Consider the following 19,183-nt stretch of genomic DNA (forward strand, 5'->3'; position numbering starts at 1 on the left):
TACAGAGTTAGACGTGAGCGGTTCGGGGTTCGTCGGCAAGCAGGTCGCCGGCTTCGTCGGGGACCCTGTCGGCCCCCTTGCGGCCGACGAGATACCACGTGCGCATGATGCCCTTCCCTTTGACGCTGATGCGGCCCCGCTCCTGCAGTACAAATTCATCCTTCAGCCGCTCGTAGACCTCAGCGGGTACTTGAATCTGTCCCACCGAGTCGGTGGATTCCATCCGCGACGCGACGTTGACCGCATCGCCCCATACGTCGTAGAAGAACCGGCGAGATCCCACGACGCCCGCAACCACGGGACCGGTGGCCAGGCCGACCCGCAGCGGCACCGAGCGGCCATGCGGATCCCTCAGCCCGGCGGCGACGTCGACCATGTCGAGCGCAAAGTCCGCCAGCGCCTGGACGTGGTCGGGTCGCGGCCGCGGAACCCCGCTGACCACCATGTAGGAGTCGCCGCTGACCTTGATTTTCTCCAGCCCGTGCTGGTCCACTAGCGCGTCGAACGCGCTGTACAGGCGGTCCAGGAACCGCACCAGGTCGGTCGGCGCGGTGCTGCTGGCGCGCTCGGTGAAGCCGACGATGTCGGCGAACAGAACCGAGGCCTCGTCGTACTTGTCGGCGATGACGGTTCGCTCGGGTTCTTTGAGCCGCTCGGCGATGCTGGCCGGCAACATGTTGGCAAGCAGCGCCTCGGAACGTTGGTGCTCGGCTTCCATGATCGCCTCGGCGCGGGCGGTGTCGCGTAACGCGAACCACACCGTCGCGACCACCATCGCGCACGCGGAGACGGTGGTGAGAACGAAACCCACCGACTGGGCCCATGCCGGCTGCAGCCCGGTATCGCGGGGGACCGTGAACTCCAGTGTGATGATCAGACCCGCGGCAACCGCCGCCAGTCCTGCCGCGAGCACGATGTGTTCGATGCCGAGCAGCAGCACCACCAGACAGGCCCCGATCAGGAAGAAGAATTGAGAGCCCGAACCGGTGCCAACGTCCCAGCAGCTGGCGAAGATTGACACGTAGGCGGCGCCGATGAACGTCAGCGGCGCAACCAATTCCCCGTAGCGATGAAGTAGCGGGACGATCGCGAAGATCACCGCGGATGCGACGTTGATCGGCCCGATCTGCCAGGACCATGATCCGCTGACCAGTTGCACCAGGACGAAGGTCCCGCTCACCACCACCGCCAGCCATGCGGTGATGCTGAGTATGCGCTGCCTCCTCGACACGATTTCGGCGTAGTGCTGACTGGGGGCGCGAGTTTGACTCCGCACAGCCGCGACACAATCCGGGTGTCGCGACGAACCGCCGAGCACTCCTGGTGGGGCACCGCATTTCTTAGCCGCCACGGATCAAAGCCTAGCCGTTATCCAAAGCCGCAGCGTGACACCAAGGTCAGACGTGGGCAGTATGCTGTCGTTCGGCAGCCAATTTGCCGGCGTGGCCAACTGCCTTGCGACCGACGAGATAGCACGTGCGCATGACGCCTTTGCCTTTGACGTCGATGTGACCGCGCTCCTGCATCACAAAGTCGTCCTTGAGGCGCTCGCAGACTTCATCGGACACTTGAACCCGCCCAATTGTGCCGGTGGATTCCATCCGGGACGCGACATTGACCGCGTCACCCCAGACGTCGTAGAAGAACCGGCGAGATCCCACGACACCGGCAGCCACGGGGCCGGTGGCCATGCCCACCCGCAGTGGTACCGAGCGGCCAAGTGGATCTTTGAGTTCGGCCGCAACAGCGGCCATGTCGAGCGCGAAGTCTGCCAGTGCGTGGACGTGGTCGGACCGCACCCGAGGAACCCCGCTGACCACCATGTAGGAGTCGCCGCTGACCTTGATCTTCTCCAGGTCGTACTTGTCCACCAACGCGTCGAAAGCGCCGTACAGCTGGTCCAGGAAACGGACGAGGTCGGCCGGTGCGGTGCTGCTGGCGCGCTCGGTGAAGCCGACGATGTCGGCGAACAGAACCGAGGCCTCGTCGTACTTGTCGGCGATGAGGTTTCGTCCGGGCTCCTTGAGGCGGTCGGCGATGCTGGCCGGCAAAATGTTGGCTAGCAAGGCCTCGGATCGCTCGTACTCGGCCTCCATGACCGCCTCAGCCCGAGCGGTGTCTCTTAGCGAGACCCACATCGCGGCGACCACTATCCCGCAGGCGGAGACGGTGGTGAGGACGAAGGCCAGTGACTCGACCCAGGCTGGCTCCAGCCCCGTATTGTTTGGAACCAGGAACTCGAGCGCGACGATCAAACCGGCGGCGACTGCCGCTAGTCCCACAGCCAAGGCGATGTATTCGATGCCCAGCAGCAGTACCACCAGCGACGCTGCGACAAGCAAGAAGAACTGCGAGCCCAAACCGGTGCCCACATCCCAGCAGCTGGCAAAGATCGCGGCATAAGCGGCGCCGACAAGGGTGAGTGGCGCGACTAATCTTCCGGAGCGTCGAAGTAATGGGACAATGGCGAAAACTATCGCGGCGCTGACGTTGACCCATTCGAGTTGCGAGGACCACGCTCCGATTGCTAGTTGTACGACCACGAAGCCCAGGCTCACCGTTGCCGCCAGCACGGCGATGATGATGAGCACGCGTTCCCGGCGGGCTGCGGTTTCGGCGATGTGTTGGCTGCGGGCGCGGCTGCCAGCCCGCACGGCTCGGACACAGTCTGGACATCGCGACGAATCGTCCGGCAATCCCCCCGGCGGGGAACTGGCCCTTTTAGCCGCCATGAATCAAAGCCTAAGCCGTTGAATTGGGGCTTGCCCAGGCGTTGGGGAATTCGGCCGGGATCTGTCGGCCTCGTCGCGCGGTGCATTCGGTGCTGTCGCGATTCGGGATCTACGCACAGCGACGCTCACGACGTGGGACCTCGCAGGTGCCAATCCGGTTCGTGACCGAGGACGGCTTTCAGCTCGGACAATGGGTCAACACAGTACGGTCGCGGAAGAAAACCGGCTCATTACGTACCGAATACGCGAAACAACTGGAGGAACTTCCCCGTTGCACTTGGACACCCAAGGCGGACAAATGGGGGCGCGCCGACGCGCTTCTGCCGGAGTACGTCAACGAGCCTCCAGCGCTGTTTCTTCCTCGGGTTTCGGTTGCCCCGTGGTGCTGCGACGGCGGCGAGGTCGGAAGGTCAGGCGGGTCGTTTGATCGTAAACGAGCCCGGCGCGCAACCTGATCGGATCAGGGACAATTCGTGGCCAGTGTCGGCGGCCGGGATACCCAGCGCGGCGCAGATGTCGTCGTGGCGGACGTCGGTCGTGCGCCACAGCCGGGCGGCCACCGTGGCGATGGAGGGCCAGCAGCGTTGCAGCACCGGGATGATACCGGCAGCCGCCGCCGGGCCGCCGGCGGCATCGATCAGGTTGCGATCCTTTCGACGTGGTGCCCTCGGTGGGATTCGAACCCACACTGGACGGGTTTTGAGTCCGTTTCCTCTGCCAGTTGGGATACGAGGGCTTTGCATTCGGGGTCCGGCCTCCTACCTTAGAGGAGCCTCTTCCCGACTCGCCGCCCCCCAAGGTTCCTGATTGCAGCCGCCCACGACACAATGTCCGTCATGACCGGCCCTACCACCGACGCCGATGCCGCCGTGCCACGCCGGGTCCTGATCGCGGAAGACGAAGCGCTCATCCGGATGGACCTGGCCGAGATGTTGCGAGAGGAGGGGTACGACATCGTCGGCGAGGCCGGCGACGGCCAGGAAGCCGTCGAGCTGGCCGAGCAGCATAGACCCGATCTGGTGATCATGGATGTCAAGATGCCGCGCCGCGACGGGATCGACGCCGCGTCGGAGATCGCCAGCAAACGTATCGCGCCGATCGTTGTGCTGACCGCGTTCAGCCAGCGTGACCTGGTCGAACGCGCACGCGATGCCGGGGCCATGGCCTATCTGGTGAAGCCGTTCACCGCCAGCGACCTGGTCCCGGCCATCGAGTTGGCGGTCAGTCGGTTCAGCGAGATCACCGCGCTGGAACGCGAAGTCGCGACGCTTGCTGACCGGCTGGAGACCCGCAAGCTCGTCGAACGCGCCAAGGGCCTGCTGCAGGCCAATCAGGGCATGACCGAGCCGGAGGCGTTCAAGTGGATTCAGCGCGCCGCCATGGATCGCCGGACCACCATGAAACGGGTCGCCGAAGTGGTCCTGGAAACCCTCGACACCCCTGCCGAGTAGCTCCCGCGAGAAGACGCAAAGGTCCCCGAAAACGGCCGTTTTCGGGGACCTTTGCGTCTTCTCGGCAGTTAACGCGCCACGATCACCGACGAGCCGTGCCCGAACAGGCCCTGGTTGGCGGTGACGCCGACCCTCGCGCCCTCCACCTGTCGGCCGGTGGCCTGACCGCGCAGCTGCCACGTCAGCTCGCAGACCTGGGCGATGGCCTGCGCGGGGATGGCCTCGCCGAAGCAGGCCAGCCCGCCGGACGGGTTGACCGGAACCGTCCCGCCGATGGTGGTCGCACCGCTGCGCAGCAGCGCCTCCGCCTCCCCCTTGGCGCACAGCCCAAGGTGTTCGTACCAGTCGAGTTCCAGCGCGGTGGACAGGTCGTAGACCTCGGCCAGGCTCACGTCTTCGGGCCCAATGCCGGCTTCGGCGTAGGCCGCGTCAAGAATCTGATCCTTGAACACCCGGTCGGGTGCGGGCACCGCCGCGGTGGAATCCGTTGCGATATCCGGCAATTCGGGCAGGTGCTGGGGGTACTGCGGAGTCACCGTGCTGATCGCGCGAACCGACGGCACCCCCTGCAGCGAGCCGAGGTGTTCGCGGGCGAACCTCGCGCTCGCCACGATCAGCGCCGCCGCGCCGTCTGACGTCGCGCAAATGTCAAGCAGTCGAAGCGGATCCGAGACCACCGGGCTGGCCAGCACGTCGTCGATCGAGTTCTCCTTGCGGTAGCGGGCATTCGGGTTGTTGAGCCCGTGCTTGGAGTTCTTGACCTTCACTTGAGCGAAGTCCTCGACCGTGGCGCCGTACAGGTCCATGCGGCGGCGCGCCAGCAACGCGAAGTACACCGTGTTCGTCGCGCCGATCAGATGAAACCGCTGCCAATCCGGGTCGTTTTTCCGCTCGCCACCCACCGGCGCGAAGAAGCCCTTCGGCGTGGTGTCGGCGCCGATGACCAGCGCCACGTCGCAAAAGCCGGCCAGGATCTGGGCGCGGGCGTTCTGCAATGCTTGGGAGCCGCTGGCACACGCGGCATAGCTCGAGCTGACCGCCACGCCGTTCCAGCCGAGTTTCTGCGCGAACGTCGCGCCGGCGACGAAGCCCGGATAACCGTTTCGGATGGTGTCCGCGCCGGCCACCAGCTGGATCTGACGCCAGTCCAAGCCGGCGTCGCGCAAAGCGGCCCGCGCGGCGATCACGCCGTATTCGGTGAAGTCGCGACCCCACTTGCCCCAGGGGTGCATGCCCGCGCCAAGGATGTAGACGGGTTCGGGGGCGTTCGTGACGCTCACCATTTGCGCCGCTCCTGCGCATCGCTTCGTCCCCCGCAAGCGGGTGGGGGTACCTCCCACGTGTGGGGGCGTGCCCCCACTGCATCGTCGCCGGCGCGCCTCCACGCGTACACGATGCGCTCGACGCCGTCGTCGTCGGTGAACAGCGGCATGGTCGTCAGCTCCATCTCGATGCCGACCTTCAAGTCGGCCGCCAGCGTGCCTTCGATCACTTTGCCGAGCACGATCAGCCCCTCGTCGGCCAGCTCCACCGCGGCCACGGCGAACGGTTCAAAGGGGTCCGGGGCCGGGTAAGGCGGGGGCGGGCTGTAGCGGTTTTCGGTGTAACTCCATAGCTTGCCGCGGCGCGACAGTGCGACGGACTCTAGTGTGTCGCCGTCGCAGGCCGGATTGGGGCAGTTGTTGTCCCGGGGTGGGAAGACGTAGGTGCCGCACCCGGGGCACTTGCTGCCGATCAGATGCGGGTTGCCGGCGGCGTCGGTGGCGAACCACCCGTCGATCGCCGGTTCTCGGCTGGTGACATCTGGCACCCGCCCAGACTACCGAGCCCCAGCCCAAAACTGAAACGTGTTGCAGTTTTGGTCGGCGCGGTTGGGACGCGTCGTGCGTCACACCGGATGCCTAGAGTAGTGAGCCGTGACTACCGCCATTGAGGCCAGCGACGAGAAGGCCAAGCCGACGCTGATGCTGCTGGATGGCAATTCGCTGGCGTTCCGCGCGTTCTACGCGTTGCCGGCGGAGAACTTCAAGACCCGCGGCGGCCTGACCACCAACGCGGTGTACGGCTTCACCGCCATGCTGATCAACCTGCTGCGCGATGAGGCCCCGACGCATGTCGCCGCGGCGTTCGACGTCTCGCGGCAGACCTTTCGCTCCGAGCGCTACCCGGAATACAAGGCCAACCGGTCGTCGACGCCCGACGAGTTTTACGGCCAGATCGACATCACCAAGGAAGTCCTGGGCGCTCTGGGCATCACGGTGCTCGCCGAGCCGGGATACGAGGCCGACGACCTCATCGCCACGCTGGCCACCCAAGCCGAAAACGAGGGCTACCGCGTGCTGGTGGTCACCGGTGACCGCGACTCGCTGCAGTTGGTCAGCGACAACGTGACGGTGCTTTATCCGCGCAGAGGCGTCAGCGAACTCACCCGCTTCACACCGGAGGCCGTCGTCGAGAAGTACGGGCTAACCCCCAAGCAGTACCCTGACTTCGCCGCCCTGCGGGGCGACCCCAGCGACAACCTGCCCGGCATACCCGGGGTGGGGGAGAAGACCGCCTCCAAGTGGATCGCCGAGTACGGCTCGCTGCAATCGCTGGTCGACAACGTCGACTCGGTGCGCGGCAAGGTGGGCGACGCCTTGCGGGCGAACCTGGCCAGCGTGGTGCGCAACCGGGAGCTCACCGACCTGGTGCGCGACGTGCCGCTCGCGCAAACCCCGGACACCCTGCGGCTGCAGCCGTGGGACCGCGACCACATTCACCGGCTCTTCGACGACCTGGAGTTCCGGGTGTTGCGCGACCGGTTGTTCGACACGCTGGCTGCCGTCGAGCCCGAGGTCGACGAGGGGTTCGACGTGCGCGGCGGCGCGCTGGAGCCCGGCACGGTCGGACGGTGGCTGGCCGCCCACGCCGCTGACGGACGCCGGTGCGGGTTGGCGGTCGTGGGCACCCACCTGCCCCACGGCGGAGACGCCACCGCACTGGCCATTGCCGCCGCCGATGGGGACGGCGCCTACATCGATACCGCCACGTTGACCCCCGACGAAGAGGCTGCGGTCGCCGCTTGGCTGGCCGATCCCGCCAAGCCCAAGGCGCTGCACGAGGCGAAGCTGGCCATCCACGACCTGGCGGGCCGAGGCTGGACGGTCGACGGTGTCACCTCCGACACCGCACTGGCGGCCTACCTGGTGCGGCCGGGGCAGCGCAGCTTCGCCCTGGACGATCTTTCGCTGCGCTATCTGCGTCGGGAGCTGCGTGCGGAAACACCACAGCAGCAACAACTTTCGCTGCTCGATGACGGCGACACGGACGTCCAGGCGATCCAAACCACGATCCTGCGGGCCCGGGCCGTCGCCGATCTGGCCGATGCGCTGGACGTCGAACTGGACCGCATCGACTCCGCCGCCCTGCTGGGCGAGATGGAGCTGCCGGTCCAGCGGGTGCTGGCGAAGATGGAAAGCGCCGGCATCGCTGTTGATTTACAGCTGCTGAGCGAGCTGCAAAGCCAATTCGGTAACCAGATCCGCGACGCCGCCGAGGCCGCATACGCGGTGATCGGCAAGCAAATCAATTTGGGTTCGCCCAAGCAGCTGCAGGTCGTGTTGTTCGACGAACTGGGCATGCCCAAGACCAAGCGGACCAAGACCGGCTATACCACGGATGCGGACGCTGTGCAGGGTCTTTTTGAAAAGACCGGGCACCCGTTTCTGCAGCATCTGCTCGCCCACCGCGACGTCACTCGGCTGAAAGTCACCGTCGACGGGTTGCTGCAGGCGGTTGGCGACGACGGTCGGATTCATACCACCTTCAACCAGACGATTGCGGCCACCGGCAGGCTGTCGTCGACCGAGCCCAATCTGCAGAACATCCCGATCCGCACCGACGCCGGCCGCCAGATCCGCGACGCGTTCGTGGTGGGGGACGGATACGCCGAGCTGATGACCGCCGATTACAGCCAGATCGAGATGAGGATCATGGCGCACCTGTCCCGCGACGAAGGCCTCATCGAAGCGTTCAACACCGGGGAGGACCTGCACTCGTTCGTCGCCTCGCGGGCATTCGGCGTGCCGATCGAGGAGGTCACCGGCGACCTGCGGCGCCGGGTCAAGGCGATGTCGTACGGGCTGGCCTACGGATTGAGCGCCTATGGGCTGTCCACGCAGCTGAAGATCTCCACCGAGGAGGCCAAGGTCCAGATGGACCAGTACTTTGCCCGGTTCGGAGGGGTGCGCGACTATCTGATGGCCGTCGTCGAGCAGGCCCGCAAGGACGGCTACACCTCGACCGTGCTGGGACGACGGCGCTATCTGCCCGAGCTGGACAGCAGCAATCGTCAGGTGCGCGAGGCCGCCGAGCGAGCGGCGCTCAACGCGCCGATCCAGGGCAGCGCGGCCGACATCATCAAGGTGGCCATGATCGGGGTCGACACGGCGCTCAACGAGGCCGGGCTGGCGTCGCGCATGCTGCTGCAGGTCCACGACGAGCTGCTGTTTGAGATCGCGCCCGGTGAGCACGAGCGCGTCGAGGCGCTGGTGCGTGCCAAGATGGGCGGCGCCTACCCGCTCGACGTCCCGCTGGAGGTGTCGGTGGGCTACGGCCGCAGCTGGGACGCTGCCGCGCACTAGCCGCGCGCTAGCCGGGTTTGTCCAGCGTGTGCACCGTCGAGTAGCCTCGACAGGTAAATCCCGATTTGTCCCTACGACCCAACCTGTCCGGAGCAACCCAACAACATGCCGAGTCCCGCCGTCACCTCGCCGCAAGTAGCCGTCAACGACATAGGCTCCAGCGAGGATTTTCTCGCCGCAATAGACAAAACGATCAAGTACTTCAACGATGGCGACATCGTCGAAGGCACCATCGTCAAAGTGGACCGGGACGAGGTGCTCCTCGACATCGGCTACAAGACCGAAGGGGTCATCCCCGCCCGCGAGCTGTCCATCAAGCACGATGTCGACCCCAACGAGGTCGTTTCCGTCGGCGACGAGGTCGAGGCCCTGGTGCTCACCAAGGAGGACAAAGAGGGCCGGCTGATCCTGTCCAAGAAACGGGCCCAGTACGAGCGCGCGTGGGGCACCATCGAGGCGCTCAAGGAGAAGGACGAGGCCGTCAAGGGCACGGTGATCGAGGTGGTCAAGGGTGGCCTGATCCTCGACATCGGGCTGCGCGGCTTCCTGCCCGCCTCGCTGGTCGAGATGCGCCGGGTTCGTGATCTGCAGCCCTACATCGGCAAGGAGATCGAGGCCAAGATCATCGAGCTGGACAAGAACCGCAACAACGTGGTCCTGTCCCGCCGCGCCTGGTTGGAGCAGACGCAGTCCGAGGTGCGCAGCGAGTTCCTCAACCAGTTGCAGAAGGGCACCATCCGCAAGGGTGTGGTGTCGTCCATCGTCAATTTCGGCGCGTTCGTCGACCTGGGCGGTGTGGACGGTCTGGTGCACGTCTCCGAGCTGTCGTGGAAGCACATCGACCACCCGTCCGAGGTGGTGCAGGTGGGCGACGAGGTCACCGTCGAGGTGCTCGACGTCGACATGGACCGTGAGCGGGTTTCGTTGTCGCTCAAGGCAACTCAGGAAGACCCGTGGCGGCACTTCGCCCGCACCCACGCCATCGGCCAGATCGTCCCCGGCAAGGTCACCAAGCTGGTGCCGTTCGGCGCGTTCGTCCGGGTCGAGGAGGGCATCGAGGGCCTGGTGCACATCTCCGAGCTGGCCGAGCGCCACGTCGAGGTGCCCGACCAGGTGGTTGCCGTCGGCGACGACGCGATGGTCAAGGTCATCGACATCGACCTGGAACGCCGCCGGATTTCGTTGTCGCTCAAGCAGGCCAACGAGGACTACACCGAGGAGTTCGACCCGGCGAAGTACGGCATGGCCGACAGCTACGACGAGCAGGGCAACTACATCTTCCCCGAGGGCTTCGACCCCGAAACCAACGAGTGGCTGGAAGGATTCGACGCCCAGCGTGCCGAGTGGGAAGCCCGTTACGCCGAGGCCGAACGTCGTCACAAGATGCACACCACGCAGATGGAGAAGTTCGCCGCCGCTGAAACAGCAGGGGCCGCCGGTTCCGATGCCCCGGCCAACGGCGCACCGTCGGGGAAAGCCGCGGGCGGGTCGCTGGCCAGCGACGCTCAACTGGCCGCGCTGCGGGAAAAGCTCGCCGGCAGCGCTTGATCTTTTTCGGACCGCTCTCACGTCATGCTGCGCGTCGGGCTGACCGGTGGCATCGGCGCCGGGAAGTCGGTGCTGTCGACCGCCTTCGCGCAATGCGGCGCGGTCATCGTCGACGGGGATGTCCTGGCGCGCGAGGTGGTCGAGCCGGGTACCGAAGGGCTGGCGTCGCTGGTTGCAGCCTTCGGTCATGACATCCTGCAACCTGACGGTTCACTGGATCGGCCGGCCCTGGCGGCCAAGGCTTTCCGGGACGACGAGACGCGCAGAAAGCTCAACGGGATCGTTCATCCGCTGGTAGCCAAACGCCGTGCAGAGATTATCGCGGCAGTGGCGGCGGCTTCCGGGGATACCGTTGTGGTGGAAGACATTCCGCTTTTGGTCGAATCCGGGATGGCCCCGCTGTTCCCGTTGGTTGTCATCGTGCATGCCGATGTGGAGCTGCGCGTGCGACGGTTGGTCGAGCAACGCGGCATGTCTGAGGACGACGCCCGCGCCAGGATCGCCGCCCAGGCCAACGACGAGCAGCGCCGTGCCGTCGCCGACGTCTGGCTGGACAACTCGGGCGAACCGGGGGATTTGGTCGAGCGGGCCAATGACGTGTGGCACAACCGGATACTGCCGTTCGCGCACAACCTGAGTACGCGCCAGATTGCACCCGCACCGGCACGCCTGGTGGCGGCCGACCCCGGCTGGCCGGACCAGGCACGGCGCATTATCGCCCGGCTGAAGACCGCGTGCGGCCACCGGGCGTTGCGAGTCGACCACATCGGGTCAACCGCCGTACCGGACTTCGAAGCCAAGGACGTCATCGACGTCCAGGTCACCGTCGAATCGTTGGACGTGGCGGACGAACTGGCCGAGCCCTTGCTGGCCGCAGGCTATCCGCGCCTCGACCGCATCACCAAGGACACCGCCAAGCCCGACGCCCGCAGCACCGCGGGCCGCTATGACCACAGCAACGATAGTGCGTTGTGGCGTAAGCGAATTCACGCTTCGGCGGATCCCGGCCGGCCGACAAACGTGCACATCCGGGTGGACGGTTGGCCCAATCAGCAGTTCGCCCTGCTCTTTGCCGACTGGCTGGCGGCCAACCCAAGTGCTCGCGCCGACTACCTGGCCGTCAAGCGCGCGGCCGATGCCGGTGGGGACGGGGATATCGCGCGCTACGTTACCGCCAAGGAGCCGTGGTTCCTCGGCGCCTACCGGCGGGCGTGGGAGTGGGCCGACTCAACCGGATGGCAGCCCTAGCGGGTTTGGTGTCGCGCCGCACTGCAGCACGCCGTTCATGGGGTCGGCGCTGTTTGGCGCCGGCGCGACCAGTCGATCAACTTGGGTGGCGACGTTGTCGTCGACGTCGATCTCGCAGTGCACGTTGGCCGAATAGGGCCAGTGCAGCAAGATCTGCATGCCGGCCTGCCGCGGATCGGCCAGCACCGTGTTGGCCTCGAATACGTGGCCGGGCACCGCGCTCAAGCCGGCGCTGCTGGTTTGGCCGCCGTTGATCACGAAGGTGGCCTGGCTACCGGGTGCGACCCCGTCGATCCGGGCGATGTAGGTGATGTTGTGGAGGTCAGCCCACGCGGTCGCCGGGCTTGACTGCGAGCCGGCCGCGATGACCGTGAGCGCGGCAATCCGCATCCAGGTGCGCCTGTTAGAGCCCATGACTGCGAAGGCTACGCTGTTCGTTGCTGACGCCCTAGCCTCCTCGAGCAGGGGTGATCCCGCCCGAGGGCTAATCGCCTGTGCGAAACGGATTCTCGACGCGTATCCCCGCATAGTCCTCGCCGTCGCTCAGGTCCTCCGAGAGGACGACGTCACAACCAACAGAGCGGCCAGCTTCAAGGATCGCGGCGTCCCAGTACGACAAACGGAAACGCTGGCGTATCGCAAATGCGGCCAGCATCAATTCGGTGCTAGTCGCGACGACGGGAAACCGTAGGAACGACTCCACCAGCCCCATGGCCTGCTCATGCGTGAGCGGATCGGGCCGACTCTCGCGAGTCGCTTGAACATAGAACTCCTGCAGAACCTGGACGGAAAGCGCCAGGTCCCTGCCCGCCAGAATCTGCTGCGCGCGCTGTGCCTTGTCGCGCTCCTCGGGATCTCGTGAAATCGCGTAGAGCAGAACGTTGGTGTCAACGAAGCGCACGGTCGTGGACCTCGTCGCGGCTCAGGCGATCCCGCGCCCGGAAGGCACTGATTTCGTTCTGGATTCGCCGCTGCTTCGCCTCGAGACGGGAGAACTCGGCCTCGCGTTCGGCAAGCGAGGTCAGGAATTCGGCAACGAGGGCGCTCACCGACTTGCCAAGCTCTGCGGCCCGGATCCGCGCCCTGCGATAGACCTCGTCGTCCACCGATACCGTAATGTTTTTCACAGTTTCACAGTATCACTGCATCACAGTTAGCTGCGAAGCCTTGTCCACGTAACAGGGCCGTCGCGTGCGCCGAACCCAACAGCGGCGAATGGGATGACCGGCAATACGACCATCCTTCGGCTGAATCCCCGAGTCGTCCCTCGAGCGCCACCACCTCGCCGTCCACGACGAACCGGCGGGTGCGCTGGGCGGCGAGCGCGTCAACAAGCTCAGGGTAGTTCCGTTGAGCGGCTGGCGATTCCGCGACAACAGCCGCACCCGGTCGCCGTCGCGAAACGCCAGGCAGCGCATCCCGTCGAACTTGTGCAACTTGTGCTCGCAGATCCGGCGCGGGTCGGAAAACCGCTTCCCGGTCAGCGTCGCCAGCGGGGAGTTCGCCAATCGGGCAGCGGCTCGTCGTGCAGCGCCGCGCGCACCGCGCAGGCAGGCCTGCGAGATCCGTCATGACAGTCCATCCAGGACGCGGCCGGACAACACCGACTCGGGAATACGAGCACGCCGTCGATTTCAAAGACGAAACGCATCGTGGTCACTAAACGCCGGCTGGTGCTGCCCCGCGCCAGGTGACTTTCATCCCCTTGCCCGCTAGCCAGCGGGATAGGTCATAGTCGTTGCGGGCCAGGCCGTCGACCGCGTCGACGGCGCGCCGCACCGCCCGCTGGGCGACCTCGGGGGTCAACAGGCCGTGCCGGACGGCGTCGAGCAGCTCGTCGACGTCAGCCAGTTCCGCGCGGCTGCCGGTGCGAACCTCGATGTCGAGGTAGTGGTCTTCGGAACGCCATACGGTCTCCCCAGGTGTGTATTCGCCCACGTCGAGGTAGTAGTCGTGGTCGCGTTCATGGCCCGGATTGAAGTGAAAAACGGTGGCGCGCAAGCCCAACGACGGCAGCAACCACGACTCGAGGTAGTGGAACTGGGCCCGGCCGGGAGTGGGCCGCGCCAGGTAGAGCCCCCACGGGTGCACCGCGTACTCGTCGACGGCCCGCACGATGCCCTTCGGATCGGTGTTGGTGCGGGCGATGAGGTCGAACGTTTCATGCTTCGGTGGGTGGATGACCCGACACTACCGGCACCTACGGTGACCCGGACGCGGACCCGCCACGGTAGGTTCTCGGTCGCGACGCCGGATGTCGGTGCCTGGTTCTACCCTGGTTGGCATGGCCTTCGCCACCGAGCATCCCGTCGTCGCGCATTCGGAATACCGCCCCGTCGAGGCGATCGTGCGCACCGGCGGCCGCTTCGAGGTGGTCAGCGCGCACGCGCCGGCGGGCGACCAGCCGGCCGCCATCGACGAGCTGGAACGGCGCATCAACGCGGGGGAGCGCGACGTGGTGCTGCTCGGCGCCACCGGCACCGGGAAGTCGGCGACCACCGCGTGGCTGATCGAACGGCTGCAGCGGCCCACCCTGGTGATGGCGCCCAACAAGACGCTGGCCGCCCAGCTGGCGAACGAACTGCGAGAGATGTTGCCGCACAACGCGGTCGAGTACTTCGTGTCGTACTACGACTACTACCAGCCGGAGGCATACATCGCGCAGACCGACACCTACATCGAGAAGGACAGCTCCATCAACGAGGACGTGGAGCGGCTGCGGCACTCGGCCACATCGGCGCTGCTGTCCCGCCGCGACGTGGTGGTGGTGGCCTCGGTGTCCTGCATCTACGGCCTGGGCACCCCGCAGTCCTACCTGGACCGCTCCGTCGAGCTGCGGGTCGGCACCGAGGTGCCGCGCGACGGGTTGCTGCGGCTGCTGGTCGACGTGCAGTACACCCGCAACGACCTGTCCTTCACCCGCGGCTCGTTCCGGGTCCGCGGCGACACCGTCGAGATCATCCCCTCGTACGAAGAGCTGGCCGTTCGTATCGAGTTCTTCGGCGACGAGATCGAGGCGCTCTACTACCTGCACCCGCTGACCGGCGAGGTGATCCGCCAGGTCGACTCGCTGCGGATCTTCCCGGCCACCCACTACGTCGCCGGGCCCGAGCGGATGGCCCACGCCATCTCCACCATCGAGCAGGAATTAGCCGAACGCCTATCCGAATTGGAAGGCCAGGGCAAGCTCTTGGAGGCGCAGCGGCTGCGCATGCGCACCAACTACGACATCGAGATGATGCGGCAGGTCGGATTCTGTTCGGGCATCGAGAACTACTCCCGCCACATCGATGGGAGGCCCGCCGGCTCAGCCCCGGCAACGCTGCTCGACTACTTTCCGGAGGACTTCCTGCTGGTCATCGACGAGTCGCATGTCACCGTCCCGCAGATCGGCGGCATGTACGAGGGCGACATCTCGCGCAAACGCAACCTGGTTGAGTACGGCTTCCGGCTGCCGTCGGCGTGCGACAATCGCCCGCTGACCTGGGAAGAATTCGCCGATCGGATCGGGCAGACGGTCTACCTGTCGGCCACCCCGGGGCCCTACGAGCTCAGCCAGTCCGGCGGCGAGATCGTCGAGCAGGTGATCCGGCCCACCGGTCTGGTCGATCCGAAGGTGGTGGTCAAGCCCACCAAGGGGCAGATCGACGATCTGATCGGTGAGATCCGCAAACGCGCGGACACCGACCAGCGAGTGCTGGTGACGACGCTGACCAAGAAGATGGCCGAGGACCTCACCGACTACCTCCTCGAGATGGGCATCCGGGTGCGCTACCTGCACTCCGAGGTCGACACGTTGCGGCGGGTGGAGCTGCTGCGCCAGCTGCGGCTCGGCGACTACGACGTGCTGGTCGGCATCAACCTGCTGCGCGAGGGCTTGGACCTGCCCGAGGTGTCGCTGGTGGCGATCCTCGACGCGGACAAGGAAGGCTTCCTGCGGTCGTCGCGCAGCCTCATCCAGACCATCGGCCGCGCCGCCCGCAACGTCTCCGGCGAGGTCCACATGTACGCCGACAGGATCACCGACTCGATGAAGGAAGCCATCGACGAAACCGACCGGCGACGGGCCAAGCAGATCGCCTACAACGAGGCCAACGGGATCGATCCGCAGCCGCTGCGCAAGAAGATCGCCGACATTCTCGACCAGGTCTATCGCGAGGCTGACGACGTCGAGGTTGGCGGGTCCGGGCGCAACGCGTCCCGCGGTCGGCGTGCCCAGGGTGAACCGGGCCGTGCGGTGAGCGCGGGCATCTTCGAGGGCCGTGACACCTCCGCCATGCCGCGCGCCGAGCTGGCCGACCTGATCAAGGACCTCACCGCGCAGATGATGGCCGCCGCGCGCGACCTGCAATTCGAGCTCGCCGCCCGGTTCCGCGACGAGATCGCCGACCTCAAGAAGGAACTGCGCGGGATGGACGCCGCCGGCCTGACGTAACGCGGCCAGCGACGCCCGTTACCCCATACGGTGTAGCTGTGACCGAAACGGCGCGAGAGACGGGCAGTTGGCGTGAGCTGCTGGGTAGACATCCGGGGACGTCGATTGTGCTGGCCGGTGGCGTTGCGCTGTATGCGACCAACGAGTTTCTGACCATCAGCCTGCTCCCCAGCGCCATCGTCGAGATCGGTGGCGGCACGCTGTATGCCTGGGTGACGACCCTGTATCTGGTCGGGTCGGTGGTCGCCGCGACGACGGTCAACCCGATGCTGCTGCGCGTCGGCGCGCGCTCGTCGTATCTGATGGGGCTGGCCGTCTTTGGTGTCGCCAGCCTGGTGTGCGCGGTGGCGCCGAGCATGGAGGTGCTGGTAGCCGGACGCACCCTGCAGGGGCTGGCCGGCGGCCTGCTGGCCGGGCTGGGCTACGCGCTCATCAACGCCGCCCTGCCCCACTCGCTGTGGACCCGCGGCTCGGCGCTGGTGTCGGCGATGTGGGGGGTCGCAACCTTGATCGGGCCCGCCATGGGCGGGCTGTTCGCGCAGTTCGGGCTGTGGCGCTGGGCATTTGGCGCCATGGTGATCTTCGCCGCGCTCATGGTCATATCGGTGGTGACCGTGCTGACCGTGGGTCGCGCCGGGCAGGGTGGCGCGAAGCCGGCGCACAAGGTGCCGGTCTGGTCGCTGCTGCTGATGGGGGCCGCCGCGCTGGCAGTCAGTGTGGCCGAGCTGCCGCGCTACCTGGTGCAGACCGCCGGGCTGCTGGCCGCCGGCGCGCTGCTCGTCGGGATATTCATAGTCGTCGACTGGCGGATGCATGCGGCGGTGTTGCCGCACAGCGTATTTGGGCCCGGACCGCTGAAATGGATCTACCTGACGATGTCGGTCCAGATGGTCGCTGCCATGGTGGTCACCTACGTGCCGCTGTTTGGTCAGCGACTGGGACACCTGACGCCGGTGGCGGCCGGATTTCTGGGCGCGGCGATCGCGATTGGGTGGACGTTGAGCGAGATCGCCAGCGCAGTGCTGAACAACATACGAGTCATCGGGCATGTGATCGCGGCCGCACCGCTGGTGATGGCAACGGGTCTGGCCCTGGCCGCGGCCACCCAGCGCGTCGACGCCCCCGTCGGGATTGTCGCGCTCTGGGCGCTTGGGTTGCTGATCACCGGGGTCGGCATCGGCATGGCCTGGCCGCATCTGGCTGTGCGTGCGATGGACTCCGTCGACGACCCTGCCGAGAGCAGCGCGGCGGCCGCGGCGATCAACATCGTTCAGTTGATATCGGCGGCTTTCGGCGCCGGGCTGGCCGGCGTGGTGGTCAACACGGCCAGGGGCGGCGACGCGGCCGAAGCCCGCTGGCTGTACTCGGTATTCGCCGTCCTGGCCGCTGTCGGCGTCATTGCGTCCTACCAGGCGACGCACCGCGACCGTCGCTCACCGCGTTGATCTGACGACCTGCGAATAGTGGAATTGCCACCGCTCGACAATGCGAAAGCCGAGGTAGCTCGGAAATTTGTAGGCAGGCGTGCGCCCGAAAGCGTTTCCCGGCGACAAGGATTGGCCGACTTGATGATCGGGCAGTGACTTATCGCGACCAGAGATCGTCCACAACGTCGGGCATTTGTTGATCTTGGCCGTCGTCAGCCACACCGCGACGTGACCGTCCCACAGCGCGCCGACCCTGGGGCCGTAGAAACCGCGCTCGACATCGATCAGCGACCGGAAGGCCGCCGGCCGCGTGGCCAACAGCGCGCGGATCGGCCCGGGCTTCCAGGACACGGTGTTGTCGACCAGTAGACAGTCCCCGGGCGCGGCATGGGCGCTGATCACGTCGGCCACCTGGCTGTAGTCCCAGCCCTCTTTGGCATACGGGCTCCGCTGTGTGAACAGGTAATTCGGAAGCGCCGCGACGGCGAAGAGCACCAGGACGGTGCCGATGATCCACGGCTTGCGGGCGATCGTGACGATGCAGGCCGCCAGCACGACGGCCGCGGCCGGGGCGGTCAGGATGAGGTAGCGCGGGTAGTAGATCGGCTCGACGATCGCCGAGTAGATCAGGACGGCGGCGGTGGGAATGACGATCCATGCGGCACTCGCCAGCAACAGGCGCCGGATTTCGCCATCGGGATTCGGCGCCCCGGCCCGACGAGATGTGGTCGCGACAACGATGGCGCCGACGACCGTTAGCCCGGCCAGGATGGCGAACGCAACGCTGTGATCGAAATACTGCCGGTGCACGACGTCGAGGAAGATGTTCCTGTTCAGTCCCGCAATCCAGCCGACCTGCCACACCTGGCCGTGGGCGAACAACATGAACGGCGTCATGGCCCCGATCGCCCCGGCGGAGGCGACGGCCCACCAGGCCACGGGGGACCTCCCAGATTTCCCGGGGGCCAGCACCGGCAGCATCGCGGCGTAGACCAGCACCAGCAGCACCAGGTTGATACTCACCAAGATCGACAGCATCAACGTCAGCGCGTAGAGCAGCCACAGCCACGGGTTGTTGCGCCGCACCGCGGCGACGAACAACACGGTCAGCCAGGCGGCGGCGGTCGCCTCCAGGGCGTACGGGCGGGCTTCGATCCCGGCCCAGGTCACCCGGGGCAGCATGGCGAAAACCGCGCCCGCGCACAACGCGGTGCCCCGCCCCGAAGGTGCCAACTGTTTGGTGAAAACCACGACCCCGGCGGCGGCGCCCCCAATGGCCAGAGCGCTGGGAACCCGCGACCAGAATTCCGTCGGTGGAAATATCGCGAACCAGCCGTGCATCAGCAGGTAGTAAAAGCCGTGCACCGCGTCGATATGGCCGAGCAGGTTCCACAGCTCCGGCAACGTCCGGCTGGCAGCGGCGGAAATGGTCGCACCCTCGTCGAACCACAACGATGGCCTGCTCGCCCAGGCGCCGCCGATGACCGTGGCCAGCACGGCGATCGCCAGCGGATCGAGCCGCCGGCCGCGGCGGCGCGCGGGCGCGAACTCGTCGGCGTGGCCCTCAGGACCCGAGCGAGGCCGCTTGTCAAGGGTCGAAACAGCCATGATGCTTGTCACTGTAGGGTCCACGCGATGAGCCTGGTCACCAGGTATGCGGCCGGCGGATATCCGGCCGGGGGGCGGATGGTTAGCATGCCGCCCGTGCGTTGTGCGA

General features: G+C 66.4%; 17 protein-coding genes, 1 tRNA gene and 1 pseudogene. 7 read left to right on the forward strand and 12 right to left on the reverse strand.

The genetic code is table 11. From position 1 onward, the window contains the following. Window positions 1-7 precede the first annotated feature (7 nt). Both G6N24_RS07310 and G6N24_RS07315 read right to left on the reverse strand, forming a co-directional pair. Window positions 8-1,351, reverse strand: coding sequence for an adenylate/guanylate cyclase domain-containing protein (locus G6N24_RS07310; RefSeq protein WP_085159701.1), 1,344 nt, complete (start codon window positions 1,349-1,351; stop codon window positions 8-10). Between the two features lie 46 nt (window positions 1,352-1,397). Further along, window positions 1,398-2,732 (reverse strand): adenylate/guanylate cyclase domain-containing protein, encoded by a 1,335-nt coding sequence (locus G6N24_RS07315; protein ID WP_085159704.1) that lies wholly within the window; start codon window positions 2,730-2,732, stop codon window positions 1,398-1,400. 161 nt (window positions 2,733-2,893) lie between these two features. On the opposite strand from G6N24_RS07315, the gene G6N24_RS25720 reads away from it, so the two are divergent. After that, window positions 2,894-3,187, forward strand: a complete 294-nt coding sequence (locus G6N24_RS25720) for a helicase associated domain-containing protein (protein ID WP_163745443.1) — start codon at window positions 2,894-2,896, stop codon at window positions 3,185-3,187. On the opposite strand, the gene G6N24_RS07325 is transcribed toward G6N24_RS25720, so the two are convergent. Together G6N24_RS07325 and G6N24_RS07330 are read right to left on the reverse strand one after the other, a co-directional pair. Next, the gene (locus tag G6N24_RS07325) at window positions 3,143-3,421 is read right to left on the reverse strand and encodes a hypothetical protein (protein ID WP_085159709.1); all 279 of its coding nucleotides are present in this window, start codon (window positions 3,419-3,421) and stop codon (window positions 3,143-3,145) included. The two genes, G6N24_RS25720 and G6N24_RS07325, sit on opposite strands and share 45 nt — an antisense overlap. Beyond that, window positions 3,392-3,468, reverse strand: a tRNA-Leu gene (locus G6N24_RS07330). The genes G6N24_RS07325 and G6N24_RS07330 overlap by 30 nt, the downstream gene beginning before the upstream one ends. A gap of 100 nt (window positions 3,469-3,568) precedes the next feature. Here G6N24_RS07330 and G6N24_RS07335 point away from each other — a divergent pair. Continuing rightward, window positions 3,569-4,183 (forward strand): ANTAR domain-containing response regulator, encoded by a 615-nt coding sequence (locus G6N24_RS07335; RefSeq protein ID WP_085159711.1) that lies wholly within the window; start codon window positions 3,569-3,571, stop codon window positions 4,181-4,183. Window positions 4,184-4,251: 68 nt separating this feature from the next. Here G6N24_RS07335 and G6N24_RS07340 read toward each other — a convergent pair whose 3' ends face one another. Both G6N24_RS07340 and G6N24_RS07345 read right to left on the reverse strand, forming a co-directional pair. Continuing rightward, entirely contained in the window at window positions 4,252-5,466 is a 1,215-nt protein-coding gene (locus G6N24_RS07340) for a lipid-transfer protein (RefSeq protein ID WP_085159713.1), read from the reverse strand. Continuing rightward, complete coding sequence (locus tag G6N24_RS07345; protein ID WP_085159715.1) at window positions 5,460-5,993, reverse strand: Zn-ribbon domain-containing OB-fold protein; 534 nt, start codon at window positions 5,991-5,993, stop codon at window positions 5,460-5,462. The genes G6N24_RS07340 and G6N24_RS07345 overlap by 7 nt, the downstream gene beginning before the upstream one ends. Window positions 5,994-6,147: 154 nt before the next feature. On the opposite strand from G6N24_RS07345, the gene polA reads away from it, so the two are divergent. The 3 genes from polA to coaE all read left to right on the forward strand — a co-directional run bounded on the left by polA (window position 6,148) and on the right by coaE (window position 11,604). Next, the gene (gene polA, locus G6N24_RS07350; RefSeq protein ID WP_139822355.1) at window positions 6,148-8,808 is read left to right on the forward strand and encodes a DNA polymerase I; all 2,661 of its coding nucleotides are present in this window, start codon (window positions 6,148-6,150) and stop codon (window positions 8,806-8,808) included. Between the two features lie 105 nt (window positions 8,809-8,913). Next, window positions 8,914-10,356, forward strand: a complete 1,443-nt coding sequence (gene rpsA / locus G6N24_RS07355) for a 30S ribosomal protein S1 (protein ID WP_085159720.1) — start codon at window positions 8,914-8,916, stop codon at window positions 10,354-10,356. A gap of 24 nt (window positions 10,357-10,380) precedes the next feature. Beyond that, entirely contained in the window at window positions 10,381-11,604 is a 1,224-nt protein-coding gene (gene coaE, locus G6N24_RS07360; protein ID WP_085159722.1) for a dephospho-CoA kinase, read from the forward strand. On the opposite strand, the gene G6N24_RS07365 is transcribed toward coaE, so the two are convergent. From G6N24_RS07365 to G6N24_RS07385, 5 genes and pseudogenes are all read right to left on the reverse strand, one after another. Further along, complete coding sequence (locus G6N24_RS07365; RefSeq protein WP_085159724.1) at window positions 11,584-12,018, reverse strand: hypothetical protein; 435 nt, start codon at window positions 12,016-12,018, stop codon at window positions 11,584-11,586. The two genes, coaE and G6N24_RS07365, sit on opposite strands and share 21 nt — an antisense overlap. Before the next feature lie 70 nt (window positions 12,019-12,088). Then, window positions 12,089-12,505: a PIN domain-containing protein gene (locus tag G6N24_RS07370; RefSeq protein WP_085159726.1), complete on the reverse strand. Its 417-nt coding sequence runs from the start codon at window positions 12,503-12,505 to the stop codon at window positions 12,089-12,091. Further along, the gene (locus tag G6N24_RS07375; protein ID WP_232070712.1) at window positions 12,492-12,710 is read right to left on the reverse strand and encodes a hypothetical protein; all 219 of its coding nucleotides are present in this window, start codon (window positions 12,708-12,710) and stop codon (window positions 12,492-12,494) included. The genes G6N24_RS07370 and G6N24_RS07375 overlap by 14 nt, the downstream gene beginning before the upstream one ends. A gap of 154 nt (window positions 12,711-12,864) precedes the next feature. Continuing rightward, window positions 12,865-13,176, reverse strand: a pseudogene (locus G6N24_RS24295) (ATP-dependent DNA ligase); the annotation flags it as partial. Window positions 13,177-13,263: 87 nt separating this feature from the next. Beyond that, window positions 13,264-13,719, reverse strand: a complete 456-nt coding sequence (locus G6N24_RS07385) for a DUF402 domain-containing protein (protein ID WP_085159730.1) — start codon at window positions 13,717-13,719, stop codon at window positions 13,264-13,266. A gap of 169 nt (window positions 13,720-13,888) precedes the next feature. Here G6N24_RS07385 and uvrB point away from each other — a divergent pair, with 169 nt between their 5' ends. Continuing rightward, window positions 13,889-16,039 carry an excinuclease ABC subunit UvrB gene (gene uvrB, locus G6N24_RS07390; RefSeq protein ID WP_085159732.1) on the forward strand — a complete coding sequence of 717 codons (2,151 nt, stop codon included), beginning with the start codon at window positions 13,889-13,891 and terminating at the stop codon, window positions 16,037-16,039. A gap of 38 nt (window positions 16,040-16,077) precedes the next feature. Next, window positions 16,078-17,484: an MFS transporter gene (locus tag G6N24_RS07395; RefSeq protein ID WP_085159734.1), complete on the forward strand. Its 1,407-nt coding sequence runs from the start codon at window positions 16,078-16,080 to the stop codon at window positions 17,482-17,484. On the opposite strand, the gene G6N24_RS07400 is transcribed toward G6N24_RS07395, so the two are convergent. Then, window positions 17,473-19,074, reverse strand: coding sequence for a mannosyltransferase (locus G6N24_RS07400; RefSeq protein WP_085159736.1), 1,602 nt, complete (start codon window positions 19,072-19,074; stop codon window positions 17,473-17,475). The genes G6N24_RS07395 and G6N24_RS07400 overlap by 12 nt on opposite strands. Window positions 19,075-19,183: the final 109 nt, after the last annotated feature.

Source organism: Mycobacterium lacus (genome assembly GCF_010731535.1).
GTDB lineage: Bacteria > Actinomycetota > Actinomycetes > Mycobacteriales > Mycobacteriaceae > Mycobacterium > Mycobacterium lacus.